This window comes from Calothrix anomala FACHB-343 (assembly GCF_014696435.1).
Lineage (GTDB): Bacteria > Cyanobacteriota > Cyanobacteriia > Cyanobacteriales > Nostocaceae > Aulosira > Aulosira anomala_A.
The window spans coordinates 32,555-50,741 of record NZ_JACJQG010000052.1 but is presented as its reverse complement, the minus strand read 5'-3'; the positions used below and the strand labels follow the sequence as shown (position 1 = coordinate 50,741).

Annotated in this window: 12 protein-coding genes; 8 read left to right on the top strand and 4 right to left on the bottom strand. The window is 41.0% G+C overall.

From position 1 onward, the window contains the following. The first annotated feature begins 245 nt into the window (after positions 1 to 245). Positions 246 to 1,007, top strand: a complete 762-nt coding sequence (locus H6G08_RS25350; RefSeq protein WP_190548052.1) for a peptidylprolyl isomerase — start codon at positions 246 to 248, stop codon at positions 1,005 to 1,007. Between the two features lie 160 nt (positions 1,008 to 1,167). Here H6G08_RS25350 and H6G08_RS25345 read toward each other — a convergent pair whose 3' ends face one another. Beyond that, complete coding sequence (locus H6G08_RS25345) at positions 1,168 to 2,892, bottom strand: ABC transporter ATP-binding protein (RefSeq protein ID WP_190548050.1); 1,725 nt, start codon at positions 2,890 to 2,892, stop codon at positions 1,168 to 1,170. Between the two features lie 607 nt (positions 2,893 to 3,499). Here H6G08_RS25345 and H6G08_RS25340 point away from each other — a divergent pair. Further along, the gene (locus tag H6G08_RS25340) at positions 3,500 to 3,727 is read left to right on the top strand and encodes a hypothetical protein (protein ID WP_190548048.1); all 228 of its coding nucleotides are present in this window, start codon (positions 3,500 to 3,502) and stop codon (positions 3,725 to 3,727) included. Between the two features lie 65 nt (positions 3,728 to 3,792). On the opposite strand, the gene H6G08_RS25335 is transcribed toward H6G08_RS25340, so the two are convergent. Continuing rightward, positions 3,793 to 4,674 carry a UTP--glucose-1-phosphate uridylyltransferase gene (locus tag H6G08_RS25335; protein ID WP_190548046.1) on the bottom strand — a complete coding sequence of 294 codons (882 nt, stop codon included), beginning with the start codon at positions 4,672 to 4,674 and terminating at the stop codon, positions 3,793 to 3,795. Positions 4,675 to 5,014: 340 nt separating this feature from the next. Here H6G08_RS25335 and H6G08_RS25330 point away from each other — a divergent pair, with 340 nt between their 5' ends. From H6G08_RS25330 to H6G08_RS25310, 5 genes are all read left to right on the top strand, one after another. Further along, on the top strand, positions 5,015 to 6,079 hold the full coding sequence (locus H6G08_RS25330; RefSeq protein ID WP_190548044.1) for a hypothetical protein: 1,065 nt from the start codon (positions 5,015 to 5,017) through the stop codon (positions 6,077 to 6,079). A gap of 223 nt (positions 6,080 to 6,302) precedes the next feature. Next, on the top strand, positions 6,303 to 6,989 hold the full coding sequence (locus H6G08_RS25325) for an Alr2735 family protein (RefSeq protein ID WP_190548042.1): 687 nt from the start codon (positions 6,303 to 6,305) through the stop codon (positions 6,987 to 6,989). Between the two features lie 116 nt (positions 6,990 to 7,105). After that, entirely contained in the window at positions 7,106 to 7,321 is a 216-nt protein-coding gene (locus H6G08_RS25320) for a bromodomain-containing protein (RefSeq protein ID WP_190548040.1), read from the top strand. A 346-nt stretch (positions 7,322 to 7,667) separates the two neighbouring features. Then, positions 7,668 to 7,892, top strand: a complete 225-nt coding sequence (locus H6G08_RS25315) for a hypothetical protein (protein ID WP_199322737.1) — start codon at positions 7,668 to 7,670, stop codon at positions 7,890 to 7,892. A gap of 122 nt (positions 7,893 to 8,014) precedes the next feature. Further along, entirely contained in the window at positions 8,015 to 13,258 is a 5,244-nt protein-coding gene (locus tag H6G08_RS25310) for a hypothetical protein (protein WP_190548038.1), read from the top strand. A 17-nt stretch (positions 13,259 to 13,275) separates the two neighbouring features. Here H6G08_RS25310 and H6G08_RS25305 read toward each other — a convergent pair whose 3' ends face one another. Then, complete coding sequence (locus H6G08_RS25305) at positions 13,276 to 14,457, bottom strand: leucine-rich repeat domain-containing protein (protein WP_190548036.1); 1,182 nt, start codon at positions 14,455 to 14,457, stop codon at positions 13,276 to 13,278. A 217-nt stretch (positions 14,458 to 14,674) separates the two neighbouring features. On the opposite strand from H6G08_RS25305, the gene H6G08_RS25300 reads away from it, so the two are divergent. Then, on the top strand, positions 14,675 to 15,802 hold the full coding sequence (locus tag H6G08_RS25300; RefSeq protein WP_190548034.1) for a type III secretion system chaperone family protein: 1,128 nt from the start codon (positions 14,675 to 14,677) through the stop codon (positions 15,800 to 15,802). A 97-nt stretch (positions 15,803 to 15,899) separates the two neighbouring features. Here H6G08_RS25300 and H6G08_RS25295 read toward each other — a convergent pair whose 3' ends face one another. Beyond that, positions 15,900 to 18,107 carry a heavy metal translocating P-type ATPase gene (locus tag H6G08_RS25295; RefSeq protein WP_190548032.1) on the bottom strand — a complete coding sequence of 736 codons (2,208 nt, stop codon included), beginning with the start codon at positions 18,105 to 18,107 and terminating at the stop codon, positions 15,900 to 15,902. Positions 18,108 to 18,187 lie beyond the last annotated feature (80 nt).

The following is an 18,187-nucleotide window of genomic DNA, read 5'->3' as shown; positions in this document are numbered from 1 at the left end:
AATTTGATTGTGTAGAACATAAGCAACTACTGATACCAAATTATGAGTTTTGGCATGAATCATCTTCACCAAAAGATTGTTGAAAATAATCACTTATTAAATATTTAACTTCAGTAGTGATACATATTCAGTACAGATTGCGCTATGGCATAATTGCAGTGCAGGCTGCTGAATCAGTATCGATAAATCAACAGCATCAAATCGAACAACCCATATACTATATCTTTATATAGACTTGCAAGATCATGAATGAAATACTGAGAGTTGGTAACCGTACAATCACTGCTGATGAACTAATTCCTTTACTGGCAAGCTACCAAATGCTGCCACAGTTGCGCCGGGAATTAATTATTGATGAAGCGATCGCATCAGTTGACTGTACGCGAGAAGAAATCAACGCTGCTAAACAGCAGTTTTTGGCTGAGAGACAGTTAAAATCAGAAGCTGAACTCAAAGCTTGGATGGAATATCAAGGTCTCAGCACTAATCAACTAGAAGCCATAACCCTACGCAAGCTCAAAGTTGAAAAATTTAAGCAAATTACCTGGGGTAAAAAACTTGAATCCTATTTCTTTCAATCAAAATCCAGGCTAGACAAGGTAATTTATTCTCTGCTGCGTACCCAAGATATAGGAATTGCCCAAGAATTATATTTTCGCATTCAAGACAAAGAGCAAACCTTTGCCGAGGTAGCCAGACAATATTCCCAAGGCCCAGAAGCGCAAACAGGTGGGTTAGTAGGCCCTGTGGAACTTAGTCAACTCCATCCTGCAATGGCGCAAATCTTGATGAACTCTCAACCAGGACAGGTTGTACCTCCCAACCGCATCGGCGAATGGTTTGTGATTGTGCAGTTAGAAAAATTTGTCACTGCACAATTAGATGATGCGATGAAAATGCGCCTGTTGAATGAACTGTTTGAAAATTGGATGAACGAACAGCAAAAGCAAATGATGTTATCTGCTAATTCAGTGGATGATAGTTCTTCTTTTAGCAAATCGGCGTAGTTTAGGGGAAAAGGGAAGGAGGACAAGGAGGACAAGGGGGACAAGGAGGACAAGGAGGACAAAAACAATTGTACAGACGCGATTAATCGCGTCTCTGCCCAATGCCCAATGCCCAATGCCCAATGCCCCATGCCCCATGCCCCATGCCCCATGCCCAAATTTAACTAAACTGCTGGGCATAAAATTTTGCATAGCGTCCGTGAAGTGCTAAAAGTTCTTCATGAGTTCCAGATTCGACAATTTGCCCTTGTTCTAAAACTAAAATGCGATCGCATCTTTTGACTGTACTTAAGCGATGAGCAATAATAAATACAGTACGGCTTTCCATCAGTCTTTCTAAAGCCTCTTGTACCAAGGCTTCTGACTCGGAATCTAGGGCTGAGGTAGCTTCATCGAGTATCAAAATTTGCGGGTTGAGAAGTACAGCACGAGCGATCGCAATTCTTTGTCTTTGTCCCCCGGATAAATTCATTCCTCGTTCGCCTACCCAGGTATCGTAACCCTCTGGTAGCTGGGTAATAAAGTTATGGGCGTTAGCAATTTTTGCGGCTTCCATAACTGCTGACATTTCAAAATATTCTTGCCCAAAGGCGATATTTTGGGCAATTGTGCCGGAAAACATGATAGTTTCTTGGGGTACAATGCCAATTTGTCGCCGCAAGCTGTTAAGGGTGACATCGCGAATATCTACGCCATCAATCAAAATTTGACCGGATACCGGATCGTAAAATCGGGGTAGCAGATTCACAAATGTAGTCTTACCAGCACCAGAAGCACCCACAAGAGCGATCGCTTGTCCGGGATATACTAATAAACTGATATCTTTTAATACAGGTTCGCCTGGTTTGTAAGCAAAAGCTACGCGATCGTATTCCACTTTACCTTGCACTGGCGGCAGAGCGATCGCATTTGGTTTTTCTAGTACAGTGGGTTCAATGGCTAATAATTCAAAAACTCGGTCAACGGAAGCTTCACCTTGTTTAAATTCATTGTAATTATTAGTAGTATGACCAATGGGGTCAATTAATAACGCTGCTGCTGTTAAATAGCTGAAAAATTCTCCCACAGTTAAATTGCGTTGGGAAATTTGCCAACCTCCCACCAATAACAGCGATAAAGCACTCACAGCTTCTAAAAATCCCACAATGGGGATTTGAATCGCCTTGAGTCTTTCGGCTGAGTATTTAGCTTTGAGACTGCGTTCGGCTTCATGGCTAAACCTAGCAATTTCGTAGTTTTCCGCCGCAAAAGCCTGAACTAAGCGAATACCGCTAAAAACTTCCGTGAGAATAGCCGATAAACTAGAGATACGATTTTGACTGCGGCGAGAATATTTTTGTAACCGTTCGCCAAACCAGCCAATTAAAATTCCCATCAATGGCGCAACAATCACCGTTGCTAATGTTAGCTGCCAATTCAAGTAAATCATATAGATAGGAATTGCCAGCAATTGCAACACACAGGGAACTAAGTCATGAAATAATTTATTAACTACTTCTCCTACCCTGTCAACATCCTCAGTTAAGCGGTAAGATAAATCACCTGCTTTTGCTGTTTCAAAATAGCTTAAGTTCAGCTTTTGTAGATGAGAGTAGACTTGTTTGCGGAGATTAAAAGCTACTCTTAAAGCAGCTTGCGCCATGTAAATATCTTGTACAGACTGAAAAAACCCCCGCACTAGAAAGACAACAGCGCAGATTCCAGCTAATTGTGCGATCGCTACTACATTACCCTCTCCAAACGGAACTGCCAATTTACCTGCAAGATTAATTAGCGTTAATGTAGCTAGCACATATCCCAAAATACCAATAAATCCCTTAATAATGGTTCGCCATTGGAGTTGAATATAGGGTAGCAGTTGCCAATAATTAGATCGCGTTTTCAAGCTGTCACATCCACAATAATCTTTTACTTTGTTTGACGCTATCAGTTTTTGCGGAGTTTCTGAAGACTTATTCCAGATTATCTGCAAAATTTTCTCTGGAGAAATCTAGTTTGTTACCAAAAACCTGGGTCTAAAGCCCCGTCCTTCAAGGACGGCTTTTTGATAGAATTGTGGAAACAGGCAGGGCATTGTCTGTCGGGCGAAATAGTGTAAGACGGGCTATGCCTGCAACTGTTGTTTGAACCCAGAATTTCCACACCTTTAGGCTGGGGAGTATGTCAAATTAGCTACGTAAAAATACACGTATCCTAGCGATTAGATTCTCAGAAGTCGGGGATCTCAAAACTCATACCTTTTTTGTATGAAGATGCGCCTAATTAGCCCACGAAGGTGGGCTTTGTTTTTGTAGCCCCAGGCTTCTAGCCTGAGGGCGAATATAGCGCAACTTGACATAGAATTGGTATCAGCACGATTCGCTAACGAATTGCGATCGCATCCAATATATCAACCTTGGGAGTAACGTAAATACGCACCCAGAGAGAAGCTACTAAACACGATTTTTTGTTCACTATTAAGAAACAGGAGCAAGTGAACAAATCAAATCAAAATGGTAGAAACTACAAATTCACAGCCAAATATTTATCTCAAAAGACGTAATCCATTACCTCTTTTAATCACTGGCTTATGTATTGGTTTAATTGCTGGTGCGCCTTTAGGCTGGTTTAGCCATCAGTTTTATTATCGCTATCGTTCGGCTCAAGTTTTACTTTGTCGCCAACAAAACTTTGGACAAACAGAACCCCAGTTAAAAGCTGTATGCGGTTCTCTATATTAAGTTTTGTCATTTGTCATTTGTCATTTGTCATTATTTATTTAATCGGGAAACGGAAATCGGTTGAGTTATCTAAAATCAATTAATGTCTGGCGATAGGTGTCTGGTAAACCTGTATCAAAATATTGACCTTTGATCGCGTAACCTGTGATGCCTTCTGCCTGACATAATTGATCTAAACATGTTGTTAACTGAAATTCACCTTTGTAGCGGGAATTTTCTGCAATACTTTCTCCCAAATAATCAAAGATTTTTGGTGTCAATACATATAAACCAAATATACACAAAAATTCATCTTCTGCCATGCCTTCTACTCTTAAATTTTGGCGGGCATAATCAATACTGGGCTTTTCCGCTATTTGTGTAATTTTCAGAATTGAGTTTAACTCTTGCCACACTCCGGTAACGCATCCCGCTTTATGAATAATCGCGGCTGGCATAATAGTTAAACTGACTACGTTTTGATTTAATTGGGCGTAAAGTTCTACGATTTGTTGCGCACAAGATTTATCAATATGAGATTTATAAACATGATCGCCCAACATTAATAAAAATGGCTCATTCCCTACCCAATCTTTAGCACAAAATACTGCATGTCCATATCCTTCTTGCTCTTCCTGGGTTAATAGCACTACTTTTTTACCCAATTCTTGCAGATGTTGGCTATATTCTTGATTAGAAGGTGAGAGTTTTTGCCAAAGTTCTGATGTGGGAGGATTTTTAAATAAATCTGCAAATACTCCTACATCATCAGGTTGAACAACGATACCTACTTCTGTAATTCCTGCACTAATTGCTTCTTCGACAATCGCTAAAATTATAGGTTTAGCTCTCCCATTCTCATCAATAATGGGGAAAAGTTCTTTTTTGACAACTTTGGTAGCTGGAAATAATCTTGTACCAAAACCAGCAGCCGGAATTACTGCTTTTCTTACTGGGTTTATTTGCATATTTTAGTCATTTGTCATTGGTCATTTGTTAGAGACGCGATGAATCGCGTCTGTACAATTGTCATTTGTCGCTGTACTTCCTGATTATTTCATAGGGACTGTTTATTAGTGTCTGCTTTTAGACGGTAAATTTGCGGAAAATTATGTTAATTATATGTATTATTTAACGTGCTTTCGGGTTGTCTGTAGATTCTGTTGCGGTTGATAAGTAAGTTGCTGTACATAAACCAAACTATATGACGAAACGTAAATAGGCTTGAACTCCTTACCAATGACGAATGACAAATGACTAATGACAGCCCTTGCTAGTTATATTTAATGACGCCGACCTACTTAAATTATGTTGAAAAATCAGAAATTTTGGGACTCTAGGATTAAAACAACTATATTTACAAGTTTACTGGGAGCGATCGCCTGTGGATGCACTAGCTTAACAACTCCCAATATGCAGCAAGAAAACAATGTAAATATTAAGACTCCCACCTCAACAGCAACAAAGCAAGTCCAGGATGTTGGTTCTAGGGTGCAAGATTCCGCCAATCCGGTTGCAAAAATCACCCTTAAAGAAGGTATGCTGTATCGAACTGCGCGCGAGCTGGTGATGCAACAAGGTTGGCAACCTAATTTACAAGGCGATGCTCCCAATCTCCGAGATAATACTGTCAGAGAGTTGTTTGATTTTGGGTATAAAGAGGTGAAAGACTGTGCGGGAACAGGATTAGGCCCTTGTCGATTTGAGTTTACCAACAAAGCTGGAGAACTGTTGTGGATTTCGGCAATTATGGCTGACAGAACTAATACAGAACGAGTGATTTGGCGCTGGGGGATTGACAAGGGAACAAATAATAATCAGCAAGCTGTACCTTCTACATCTGACGCGAAACCACCGTTTATTGGTACTCGCTTGTTTAATTTTCTCAATGGTAATGGTACTAGTCAATCGATTGCGATCGCGCCTGATGGAACCACTATAGTTAAGCTTAACGGTAAATTTGAAACTTTAGTGCAATATCAAGGTAAATTTTCTAATCCCATCAAATTACAAGATGGCAGTGGCTTAGGATTGCTTTTACAAGATAATAAAATTTATAGCTTATCACCTGATGGACAAATAGCAAGAGGCTGTAAAGGTGAAGGCACAATTTGTGAGTCCTCTTTAATAGAAGCCTCATCCCCACGCATTGTAGACGGGTTTTATGTACTGGGAGGAACCGATCAAGGTTTAGAAGTAAAAGGCGAACAATATCGCTATGATGACGAGGGTGGAACTCAAGAATGGCGACCAATTTCTGAGTTAAATGCTATCAAAGAAGGTTTGGTATTTGATGGTAAAAATTATTGGTGTATTCCTCCCAGACGCGAAGTAGGCGTATGTTCTGAAAATGGCTGGGTTCCTTCAAGATAACTTGCAAGTCCCTAATCTTAGGGGCGGCTGTGTATAAAGCTTTCCCCGCACACCCGAAAATTTGGGTATGTTTGGGGATGCTTTTTTGAAGTTAAATAGTACAATTGTTCTAGTAGAAAACTTTATTTTCCAACTTCCACCAACTTAAGCGATCGCCTGCGAAATAGAAATAGCTAAGGCGATGGATTTGTAGTGCCAGGGAGTTTTTAGGAGGCTAAGATTTATGATCGCACAAGTACAGAGTGTAGTTCCCACCCCCGTTGACTCTAAAGCGATTACAAAATCAGAATTTGAGCAATATGTGGAAGAAAAGCCGAACGCCCTCAAAAGTGTTGGTGGAGAAAAATTTCCTTTACTTTCTTTAGGTGATGTTACCAAAACGATTTTACATCACGCCTTTTGGCTAGCGGAACAAAAACAGAAGCTTTCCCTCAGGCAGTACAAAAAGCTACTGGTTGATAGAGGTTGGCGCGGTGAAGAAAAAAAATATCTGAAAATTGCGGCGGTATTTGGCGAATTTTCACCCCAAGATTTAGGACAAGTTGAACCTTTAACTGTATATCAGCTAGCAAATAACAGTAATAAATATCAGCCAGTTATCGATGCGCTGTTAGATTTAAGCGCCATTACTCAAGAAGCTGTACGTTCTTTAGTTAAAGAACATCGCAAACCCAAAGCGCCAAAACCAGAAAAACCAAGTATTTGGAGACGGACAAAGAATGGTGGCAGATATTGCCAAATTCCGGCGATTCACGAAGAAGATGAGCGTACAGGGGTAACTTTGCAAAGTATGATTGATACAGAAGGTTTAAGCGCTCAACAAATCGTAGCCGAAGCAGTAGCCTTAAGAAAGGCATACCAGGAAGGTAAACTAGTTTTAGTCAACGAAGACAACAAAGACAAAAATTAAACTAAATGTATAGTGGCTAGATATTGGCTTCAACTTTATGGTAGAAGTACAATCTTGGCTTCATCTCTACTATTAAAATCATAGAAATCAACGGCAGTCTTACTGCTGTGTAACTTATGGATTTTAAGTATCGGTGGAAAAATGGCAGAGCGCCAAGTCGAGATGAAGCAGCCAAGAATGAGCATTTGCTAGATGAGAGTCAGTTTAACAGTAAGGAAGACCATAAGCTAGCTGAAGAAATGGCAAGAAAGCATTTAAACATCCCTCTACACACTGTAGATGAAGACATTCCTGTATTACCCCACGCAGTTCCCCCTGAAGAAAAGCGGTAGTAATACCAATTTGCAACAAGAATGCGACAAATGGTAGGGGCATGGCAATGCCATGCCCTCTAGAATATATTGATGTACCGCCAACATTATTTGAATTGGTATTACAGCATCTTCCTGTAAATAGACCACGCTGTAGGGGCACGGCACCGATAATCTTTTGGTACATACAATAATTTTACTGGTGCCGTGCCCCTACGACAGATTTGGTTCAAATAGGTGAAAACTGCTGTAAATGCGATCGCACTTTAGCAATTATCAATAACTTGTATTTATGCTTTTGAAAAACAAGAGTATTTGCTCTTATCTGGCGGAATGCATAGATTATAAGTAGCAGCATGATATATATATGAGTGGGTATATGAGTATGTTCGATCGCTTAAGAGAAATTCATTATCAACAAGGTTGTCGCGATCGCGATGCTGGGTTATTGCCACAAATGCAAGGTTCGGTTTATTTGGAAGCTTATCTCAACGGCAGACCACAAGGGTTAGATGGTATTATCCAATACTTTCCTTCTGTTGAGGCCTATATGCAATGGAAATTCAAAGATTTAGGGACTTCCAGAAAATAAATTATCGAAATCTAACTATTAGACTTTGGGCTAATTGCTTGATAAATGCGATCGCTGTATCCTGAGATATTTGAACTGGTGCAATATCAATAACTTAATTGCTGGGGCTTCAGGAGCAGACTATGAGAGAACAGGTAAGCCGGCATAAAAAAACTACTACAGGTTTCTCTGTCCCCACTCTGAAAAACCCGATACGTGGCTTTGGTTTAAACACATCTCAAACTTCTCCCCCGGCAGTTTCTTTATTGCAACCCCTGAATCAGCCTCCGGGACATGATATTAGTCGTATATCATTGTTGCGTCCGCAAGCCCAACCGGAAACTGAGCCAGCTAAGGAATTACAACCCCAGGAGTCAAAACCACTCCAGCCAAAATCTCTCCACGTTACCCCCAAGGAAAACAAACTCCCAACAATTCAACGCCGGGAGAATTCCCCCAAACCCACTGAGGAAAATCAGCCAAAAAACTCAGAGGTGGGAGAATCCAAACCAGAAACCGAAAATAAAGAACAAAAAAATCAGCAACCGCCGATTAAAGAACAAGCTAGCGCCTCTCCCCCACCCAATAACGGTGATGGGGGCGCAAATCCACCGCCGACAAAAAAGGTAGATACGGCTGTGGAAGCTGCGGGAAATCCCTTGTCAGCCCAGAAACAGCCTCAGCCACAAGATATCCCAGCTAATCAAGGCAAAGGTAACAACTCTGGGGAATTACCAGGGGCTAATGTAGCTAATACAACTGATAAATTAGCCAATGTTCCTGGTGAAGGTGAAAAAGCTCCCGTTTCTCCAGACAATGACCCCGCATTTCAAGCGGTAGTTAGTAATACCAAACAAGTTGCCGGACAACAAAAACAACACCCCACCGCCGCCAGCAAAGCTCAGTCCGCCCAAGCTGCGGCGGTTGCGCCTACTAATGAAGTAGACAGCAAAGCCCAAGCCAATCATGTAGGCGAAATGGGACAGGCTCCCACCCCAGGATTTGACGCCGCCGCCTTCAAAGCTAAATTGATGGAGCGGATTGCCGATATGGCTCCTAAAAATTTAGAAGAAGCAGACGAGTTTAAAAATAACAATAAACTTGACTCGGTTAAAGGCGATTTGAGCGGCAAAGTCAAGGAAGAACAGAAAAACTCTCAAGGCCCCTTAGAAGAGAAAAGTAAACAAAAGCCCGATACCAGTGGCATTGAAGCCAAACAAGTTACCCCCCTACCGCCAACGGAACCCGGCGCACCGCCAACGGGAGTAGGTGCAGATAAAGCCGCACCCAAATCTAAAGGACAGGGTGAAGTGGAAGCGCCAATCCAAGCGGAGAGTAAAAAACTTGACCAGCAAATGCAAGAGGCGGATGTCACAGAAGAGCAGTTAGAAAAATCTAACGAGCCGGAGTTTCAAGGCGCACTCACCGCCAAAAAAGACGCCCAAACCAACGCCCAAGAAGCACCGCCCAAATATCGCCAGCAAGAGCAAACAATCCTCGCCACAGCCCAAGCGACCGCCACAGCTACAGCTCAACAGCAACTGCAAGCCATGCATGGTGTCCGTAGCCAAAACTTGGGACAGGTAGCAGATAAGCAGGTAGGGGCTAAGGGTAAGGATGAGCAAGCCAGGGCGAAAATTGCTGGTGATATTAATAAGATTTTTGATAAAACCAAAGCCAAAGTTGAGAAAACCCTGGGCGATTTAGACGGACAAGTAATCCAAGCCTTTGATGCAGGCGCGGCTGAAGCCAAGAAAGCCTTTGAGGATTACGTCGGTCAGAAGATGGACAAATATAAGAGCGATCGCTACAGTGGATTTTGGGGCCCTGGAAAATGGCTAGTAGACAAATTGCTGGGTATGCCCAACGAGGTGAACGCTTTTTACCAAGAAGGTCGCCAGCTTTACATCCAACAAATGGATGGGGTAATTAACAAAGTCGTCGCCATCATCAGCCAAGGAATCACCCAAGCCAAAGCCGAAATTACCAATGGTAAGCAGGAAATTCAAAATTATGTTAACCAACTACCCCAAGATTTGAAAGGAGTTGGTCAAGAAGCCGCCGCAGACATAGATAGCAAATTTGACGAATTGGAGCAGACGGTTGAGAGTAAACAAGATGAGCTAATTGACACCCTAGCCCAGAAGTATAAAGAAAATCTGGACGCTGTGGATGCTCGCATTGAAGAGATGAAAGCGGCAAATAAAGGATTAGTTCAAAAAGCCTTCGATGCAGTGGTGGGAGTCATTAAGACTATCATCGAATTGACAAAAATGCTGTTGGAAGTTCTAGCACGAGTTGCTGGTGTAGTTGGGCAAATTCTCAAAGATCCCATAGGTTTCTTAGGTAATTTAATTCAGGCGGTGAAGCAAGGCTTCCTTAACTTCATGAAGAATATCGGGAAGCACCTGCAACAAGGATTAATTGGCTGGCTAACTGGCACAATGGCAGAAGCAGGCATTGAAATGCCAGAAAACTTTGACCTTAAAGGTATATTTAGCCTAGCTATGCAGCTTGCAGGCTTCACTTATCAAGTAATTCGCGGCCAAGCTGTGAAACGACTGGGTGAAGATAAAGTTAGTTGGATGGAACAAAGTGTAGAGGTATTTCAAATTTTAGCCAGTGAAGGTATAACGGGAATTTGGCAGTTTGTCCAAGATAGAATTGGCGACCTTAACACCTTAATTATTGAACCCATCAAGAACTTTATCATTGAAAAAGTGATTACAGCCGGGGTTGAGTGGGTTCTGAGTTTGTTGACACCCGCTTCCGCCTTTATCAAAGCCGCCAAGACAATTTACGAGATAGTCAAATTCTTTATTGAACGCGCCCAGCAGATTGCAGATTTAATTAATGCGATACTGGATGCAATTGGCGCGATCGCAGGTGGCGCAATTGACCAAGCAATTGCAGGTGTAGAAAATGCTCTCGCCAAATCTTTACCTGTAGTTATTAGTTTCTTAGCTAGCTTATTAGGCTTGGGCGGTATAGCAGGTAAGATTCAAGCCATCTTCCGCAAACTGCGCAAACCAATGGAAAAAGCAGTTGATTGGATTATTGATAAAGGATCGAAGGCGTTTAAAGCTGTTGGTAATAAGTTTAATAAGAGTAAATTTGGTAAGAAATTTAACTCTGCTAAAGATAAAGCCAAGGAGAAATATCAAGCTGGTAAGCAGTGGGTTGAAGATAAGAAAGCCGCAGGTGAGCAATGGGTTGAAGATAAGAAAGCCGCAGCCGAAAAGTGGGTTAATGATAAAAAAGAAGCTGCAAGTAACAAGTTCAAAAATAGCAAAGTTGGCAAAAAATTAGGATCTTGGAAAGAATCAGCCAAGGAGAAATACAAAGCAGGTAAGCAGTGGGTTGAGGATAAGAAGGAAGCAGGTAAACAGTGGATTAAGGATAAAAAAGAAGCCGCTCAGAATTGGGTTGAAGGCAAGAAGCAAGCCGTTAAGGATAAATATGATAAGTTTAGCAATAAAGTCAAAGATAAGCTTGGGATTGGCAAAGCTGATGAGCGAACTTATAAACAAAAACAAGACGATCTTGATTTAGCTGTAGCAGAAGCTGAACAGTTAATGCAAAATGAAAAACTGTCATTTAAAGATATCAAGAAGCAGCTACCTAAAATCAAGACTAAATATAAAATGACTGCTTGCAAACTTGTCATTGATAAAGATGCCGTAGATAAAACAACTGCTCATATTGAGGCTGAAATTAATCCTAAAGCAAAAGGGAAAAGACATGACCGGCCAAACGAAGAAGAAGAAACAGAAGAAACTGTCAACAAGAGAGGAGAGCAACCACAATACAGGATTAAAGCAAATAAAAAAGGAGAAGTGCTAAAGGATTCTATAGCAGAAGCATCTGAAAACAGTAATGCTGTCCCAGAAGAAGAGGAAATTTGCTACGTAGCTAATGTACCAGCAACTCCTAAAGACAAATCAGCAAAAGAGATTGCTCAACTTTACAGCCGGGAAGGATTTAAGTCGCCAGAGGAAGCAAAACGCCGTTTTGGTCTTGTTGTTGGAGTTAATGGCTACCAGTCCATTAGTGGAGAAGATAGTACCAATAATATTAAGGAAAAAGTATCCACTGACGGATTCAACACTTTTCGGTTGGGTGTCTTTGGGTTCTCATGGCGGGCAGCTAAATGGGAAAAATTACAGCAGCCCTCTGAGGAGAAACAAACAGTTAATTCCAAACAAAATAAGAGGCAGAAAATTAAACAAGAAGATTGGCAGGACGTTAGTTTTGAAGATGCAAAATCAGGATACGCCCAACTAAATGATTCTGAAAAAGCAAAAGTTATAAAGGATGAAAATCAAACATTCAAAACAATAATTCCTTATGATTTAATACGCAACCAAGTTAAAAATCATAAATTCACCGAAAAATTTGTTTCAGAGTTGAGAGAGAAAGGAAATGAAGTCTATGTACTCAGTGCCGATCCCGATGCAATTAGCCTAAAACCAGCCTCCAGTCAAAAACAAGGTGGAGGAGAAGTTCCAGTCGAAGAAATGGCTAATGCTTTATTTGCACGGTACGACAAGATTATAAAAGACAATACTTCGGAGGACGGTATTCCTCCTGCAATTGTCAGTGGTGGATATGAGTTTCGATTGCCGATTGCTGGCGGGCAAACCCAAGATGTATTGACGGTGGCTGCTAATAAACTTGATATGGCAATTCGTCAAGCTATGGCACAAATAAACCCATTCACTGTTTATTTTCCTGAACCAAACACTATTGTCAGAGTAAACAAAGGTGCAAAAACTATAGAAGCTTCGTTTAATAGTACGGCTGGCAAGGGTGAGGGTCAAGCACTTGTCGCTGATTTACGTAAGAAAAGACAATTGCAAACTAAAGATGTGGTGTTTAACCTCGATGCTGCTATTGAGACAAAGAGCGAGCGGTTTAAAGTAGAAGCAAGTAACGAGCAAGTTCAAAGTCAAATTAATTGGATGGGAGGGGAATTAAAAGGATTAACAGAGAAGGATATCAAAAGTTTGTTTAATAGTTCCCAAGGACACGCAGATAAGTTTTATTGGTGTAGGCGAGTGCGGTCACAATACCTTGAAACAGTTAAAAAAGACAACGACAAAACCAAAAAAGAAGCGACTACAAATAGATCAAAAGCTATAGAAGCTGTATATGACGCTTACTTTCCAAATATATTGATCGGATTTAACCCAGATCAGCTAAAACAAAAGTTACCATTATATCAATCGCTGGAAAACTATGGGGTAATTGACGAAAAGTATACAAATAATTTAAAAGGACATGAGGATGCAGAGAAAAAAGATGTATATGACGACATAATTGCCATTGCTAAAGAATCTGCAAATGCAGTTGCAGATTTTCTTAAGGATATTCTGGGGATTAAGTAATGTTAATGATACTTGACTTATTGGCGAATCCGACAATTGCTTAAACTTTCTAAAGGAGATAAGTCAGTTATTGCATCGCAATCACTGATATCAAGTTTTCTAAGAGCGTGAAGATTGGCGAGGGGCGATATATCTGTTAAAGCATCACAACCCTTAAGATAGAGAGACTCAAGTTGATTTAGTCCTGCTAAAGAGGAAATATCAGTCAGAGATTTGCAATTGCTGAGGTCGAGGGTTTTGAGTTTAGTAAGTGTACTTAAAGGGGTCAAATCGTTGAGTTCTTCACAGTCTTCTAAACTTAACCACGTCAATTTATTAAGAACTGCTAGCGAATCAATATTAGTAAGTCCATTGTTATCAGACAAGTCCAGATATTCCAAATTTTTGAGTTCATCGAGTCCATCTAAATCAGTCAATTCTGCAAGTGTCAGTCTCAGATATCTTAATTGTGTCAGCTTGCTGAGTGGCTCAATACTAAATGGGATTAAATCATCCACTAATTTAAGAGAAGTTAGCTTAGTTAATTCTGTCAAAATTTCAAGAGAACCAAGATTGATTCCATTAAACTCAAGCGAAGTGAGGTTGATAAATGCCTCAATCGGTGACAGTTCACTATTATCATATTCTCCTAATTCGAGATGTCGAACTAACCGCCACCAACGAGGAATTGGTGCGCCTTCTCGAATTGCTTTCCAATTCTCTTGAGGAGCTTCTCTATCCTCATCTGACCAGTCTGCTAATTGTTCTTCAGCATAATCTAAAATTTCTGAGATTTGCTCATCCTCTGGCCATTCATCTAACGAGTCAATTAAATCATACCAGTCAAGTGTGCCAAGTTTATTCAGCCTAGCTAGTAAATACAGATCCTCTGGTAAAAGATCGCAATTCACGAGTTTAATAGAAGTAATGTTTTGTAGTGCCTCTACAGGAAATGGTTCAAGAATATTATCATCTTCCCCTATTTCGATATGTCTAACCAGTTTCCACCAAGGGGGTAAAGATGCACCATTTTGGATGGCTGTCCATTGCTGGCTAGGGGCTGCACGCAGATAGTCTGGCCATTCATCTAATTGCTGTTCTGCATAATCCAAAGCTGTAGACAAAGAAGCTTCATCAGACCAGTTATCTAAAAATTCAATCAGTTGTTCCCAAGTTTCTTTTGTTGGTTCTTGAGAGAGGAGATTTTGTAATTGTTCCATACTTCATTTACCTGTATTATTACAATTTTGTTAAACTCTTACAATTTATCTATAATTTATTTTTTTCATACTAAAATCAGTTGTGTTGGTGGTTGTATCTACTATATTTTACTCTGTGTATCTCTTATAATTTTACAATTATTGCGATCGCCTCATAGTCACTTAGCAGTGAGATAATCTATAGAGCGATCGCATCTTTTAGTCTGAATATTAGGATATGGTAACTGAAAATCATCAATTAGACAGCGAACTAACCCTTCTCGATTCTTCCCAATCTCCCTTAAATGTTCGCGCCATTACCCTCAGCCTCAACAAACAAGATAGCGAACTTATCGCCTGTCGCCTAACTTTGGAAGTAACACCCCAACTCTATCAACGCATCGACACAGAAGCATTATTCAACCTCAAACCAGATGCGCGAAACCAGCTTTCATCTCAAAAATTCCTTGCAGAACCAAATATCACCATCGAAGCTAGTCTCAAACCCGATTTATTACCCCTACTAGCTGAACACGCTGTCAATGATAAGGAAGCTGCAAATTACATTTTCAAATTAAGCCAAGAACAACCAGATCATCAACTCCTATTTACCGAAAATTGGTTAGCTTTATCTGTAAAACAGCAACAAGAATCAGGGGAAATCGGTTATACAACTCTTTGGTCTTATATTAGTCCTGAAAATCTCGCTCAAGCTAGCAACTCTGGTGAAGAAATCGCCGCAGGAATTGTCAACTTTTTTAAAGATTGGACAGAAGCGAATTTATCTGTAAAAACGCAAAAATCAGCCGCTAAAATGCTGCAAGACCTAGATAAATTTTTAACAGAGATATCAGATATTAATCCCGATAAAATTACCCAAAAAATTGCGGCTGATTTCCCAGAAAATACTCCAGATAATAATCTGTTAGACACCATCGTTAATTTCTTTAAAATTGATGAATGGGCTTTTCTAGAAATTCCCGGACAGCCAGCGTTACAATTACCATTCCAAGGCGAAAATGGTAAATGGAATTGTTATGCTAGGGCGAGAAGCGAACAAAATCAATTTGTTTTTTACTCAATTTGTCCAGTCAACGCACCAGAAAATAAACTATTGGCTATAGCTGAGTTTATTACGAGAGCAAATTCTGGGATGATTCTGGGTAACTTTGAACTAGATTTTAATGATGGCGAAATTAGCTACAAAACCAGCATTGATGTGGAAGGTGACAGACTGAGTTTTGCACTGATCAAACGAGTAGTTTACGCTAACGTGGCGATGATGGATGAATATTTACCGGGGATTATGTCGATTATTTATAGTAATGTCACCCCAGTAGATGCGATCGCGCAAATTGAAGCATAAGTTAGTCATTTGTCATTTGTCATTTGTCAGTTTCTCGATGAGATAAAAATTATCCGACCTAGCATCAGGTATCTCTGCGGTAATGAGGAATAGCTGATTAATCACGATGCATGAGTGGACGCAAACCGTTGAGTCCGGCGGCGATCGCGGAACCATTATGTATTACAGTGGCTGCTAGGGGGTGCATTCCTACGGTGGTGGCTAGTCCTAAGGCGGCTAAATTGGGAACGACAGCTAAACTAATATTTTGCCCAATGACGGTTTTGGTTTCGCGGGCGATCGCTATTGCATCGACAAAACTAGTTAAGTTATTATTCATCAGCACGACATCGGCGGTTTCTCTAGCTATTTCCGAACCATCACCAAAGGATATGGCTGCATCTGCATAAGCTAAGGCGGCGGAATCGTTTAAACCATCGCCGGTGTAACCTACTGTTTTACCTTCGGCTTTGAGTTGCTGGATAATTGCGGCTTTGGTTTCGGGAAAGGCTTCGGCGTGAACGTTACTCAAGGGTATACCGAGTTTTTCTGCTACCATCTCTGCTTTGGCTTGGCTATCCCCAGTTAATAGATGAATTTCCATGCCATATTCTGTTTGTAATTGTTCTAGGATGGCGGAACTTTCGGGGCGTAGGGGATCTGTATAAGCAATGACTCCGGCAAATTCTCTGTTAACTGCTATATATAATAAGGAATCATGGGCAGAGATCGGACAATTTAAGGTGTTTGTACAATCTTCTGGCTGACAGTGATGTTCGCGATCAAAACAAGTCAGGGGGATATTAAACTTAGATAATAAGCGATCGCTTCCTACTAATACCTCTTGACCATCAATTTGGGCAATTACGCCTAAACCAATTTCATAATTCCATTCCCCACGGGGTAAAATTTCTACATTCTGTTCTGCAGCATAGCGCATGACTGCTTCGGCTACAGGGTGAGTTAATCTTTGTTCTGCGGCTGTGGCTAATTCTAATAATCTGCTGGTAGATATTCGCTCTGCAACTGCTTCTACTGCTACTACTTGAATGTTACCTTGGGTCAAGGTGCCGGTTTTATCAAAAACTAAAGTATCTACTTGTGCTAATTTTTCTAATGCGCGACCGCTCCGAATCAGTACACCATGTCTGGTAGCATGGGTTAATGCGGCTAAAAAGGTTGTGGGTAGGGAAACACGAATTCCGGTGACAAAATCTAGGGTCAAAATTGAGGCGGCTCTGGCAGGATTGCGGGTAGCAACTAATACTATGCCAGCAAATAATAGCGAAGGAATTACCGCTTTGTCGGCAATGGCGGCGGCGTAATTTCCCATGCGGGTATCATGAACTGGTGCTTGTTGGACTAATTCGATACTTGCACCTGCACGGGTAGCATTGCCTACTTTCTCGGTGTGAATGTAAATTTCTCCTTCCCTTACCAAGGTGGAAGCATATACAGTTTCGCCGATTTGCCGTAACACAGGCAGAGACTCACCTGTAAGTTTTTGTTGGTCGATTAATGCTTTACCGCGCAACACTTGACCATCTACGGGAATTTGCTCACCTGGATAGACAATGACTGTATCACCTTGTTGCACAGATGTGGCTTCAATTTGCTGTTTTTGTCCATCGGGTTGCAATACCCAAGCATAACGTCCCAGGGAGTCAAGGAGGTTAGAAGCGTTTTGTTCGGATACTCGCGCTGTGCGATCGCGAATCATATCACCAATTTCATGCAGAGTCATCACCAAAGCTGGGGTGAGGAGGTTTCCTTGGGCTGCGGTGAGGGAAATTGCCATAAAATCTAGGCAATCGATATTTAATTTGCGGTTCTTGGTAATACTATTGTAGGCGCGTTTAGCAACAGGCCAAGCTGCGAGGGCGACAACCGAAGCAATTAAACTTTGGGGAATGGGAAGCCTTAAACCCAGTAATGCTAGCAAAACTGCAAAGGCTGGTAATTTAACACCTGCCTCTTCTGCTTCAGCTTCTTCTGGGCTGGTGGTATTTTGGGTAATAGGTGAGGTATTTGTGGCAAGTTGGAGCGATCGCACTATCTGTTTCAAAAAAGCGCGATTATAATTTTCACTCTGTTGATATTGAATGACAATTGATGCAGCTTGGCGATTGATGCGAATATCTGTGACTCTACTATCCGATTTTAAGAGTGTTTCTAACCGCCAGCCATAATCCCCATCTTCTGCTAATAAAGGAATACGAAATCTTACCCGTCCTGGTATTGCATGGACGACAGAGTAAGTAATAGCAGTATTTTTTGCTTTTACTGCAATCTCCATATTATCTGGTAATTTTACTGCTAAAACCATATCGTCATCCTCTCTTTTGGCAGACAATGGCTCAGAGTTAACAAGCTCAATCAATTGTGAATTGATTCCAACCATTAAAG

What these genes read in the sequence shown, in the direction of transcription:
- H6G08_RS25340 (WP_190548048.1), top strand. Translation starts at nt 3,500, where the DNA reads ATGGTAGAAACTACAAATTCACAGCCAAATATTTATCTCAAAAGACGT.
- H6G08_RS25300 (WP_190548034.1), top strand. Translation starts at nt 14,675, where the DNA reads ATGGTAACTGAAAATCATCAATTAGACAGCGAACTAACCCTTCTCGAT.
- H6G08_RS25330 (WP_190548044.1), top strand. Translation starts at nt 5,015, where the DNA reads ATGTTGAAAAATCAGAAATTTTGGGACTCTAGGATTAAAACAACTATA.
- H6G08_RS25305 (WP_190548036.1), bottom strand. Translation starts at nt 14,457, where the DNA reads ATGGAACAATTACAAAATCTCCTCTCTCAAGAACCAACAAAAGAAACT.
- H6G08_RS25350 (WP_190548052.1), top strand. Translation starts at nt 246, where the DNA reads ATGAATGAAATACTGAGAGTTGGTAACCGTACAATCACTGCTGATGAA.
- H6G08_RS25320 (WP_190548040.1), top strand. Translation starts at nt 7,106, where the DNA reads ATGGATTTTAAGTATCGGTGGAAAAATGGCAGAGCGCCAAGTCGAGAT.
- H6G08_RS25315 (WP_199322737.1), top strand. Translation starts at nt 7,668, where the DNA reads ATGAGTGGGTATATGAGTATGTTCGATCGCTTAAGAGAAATTCATTAT.
- H6G08_RS25335 (WP_190548046.1), bottom strand. Translation starts at nt 4,674, where the DNA reads ATGCAAATAAACCCAGTAAGAAAAGCAGTAATTCCGGCTGCTGGTTTT.
- H6G08_RS25295 (WP_190548032.1), bottom strand. Translation starts at nt 18,107, where the DNA reads ATGGTTTTAGCAGTAAAATTACCAGATAATATGGAGATTGCAGTAAAA.
- H6G08_RS25325 (WP_190548042.1), top strand. Translation starts at nt 6,303, where the DNA reads ATGATCGCACAAGTACAGAGTGTAGTTCCCACCCCCGTTGACTCTAAA.
- H6G08_RS25310 (WP_190548038.1), top strand. Translation starts at nt 8,015, where the DNA reads ATGAGAGAACAGGTAAGCCGGCATAAAAAAACTACTACAGGTTTCTCT.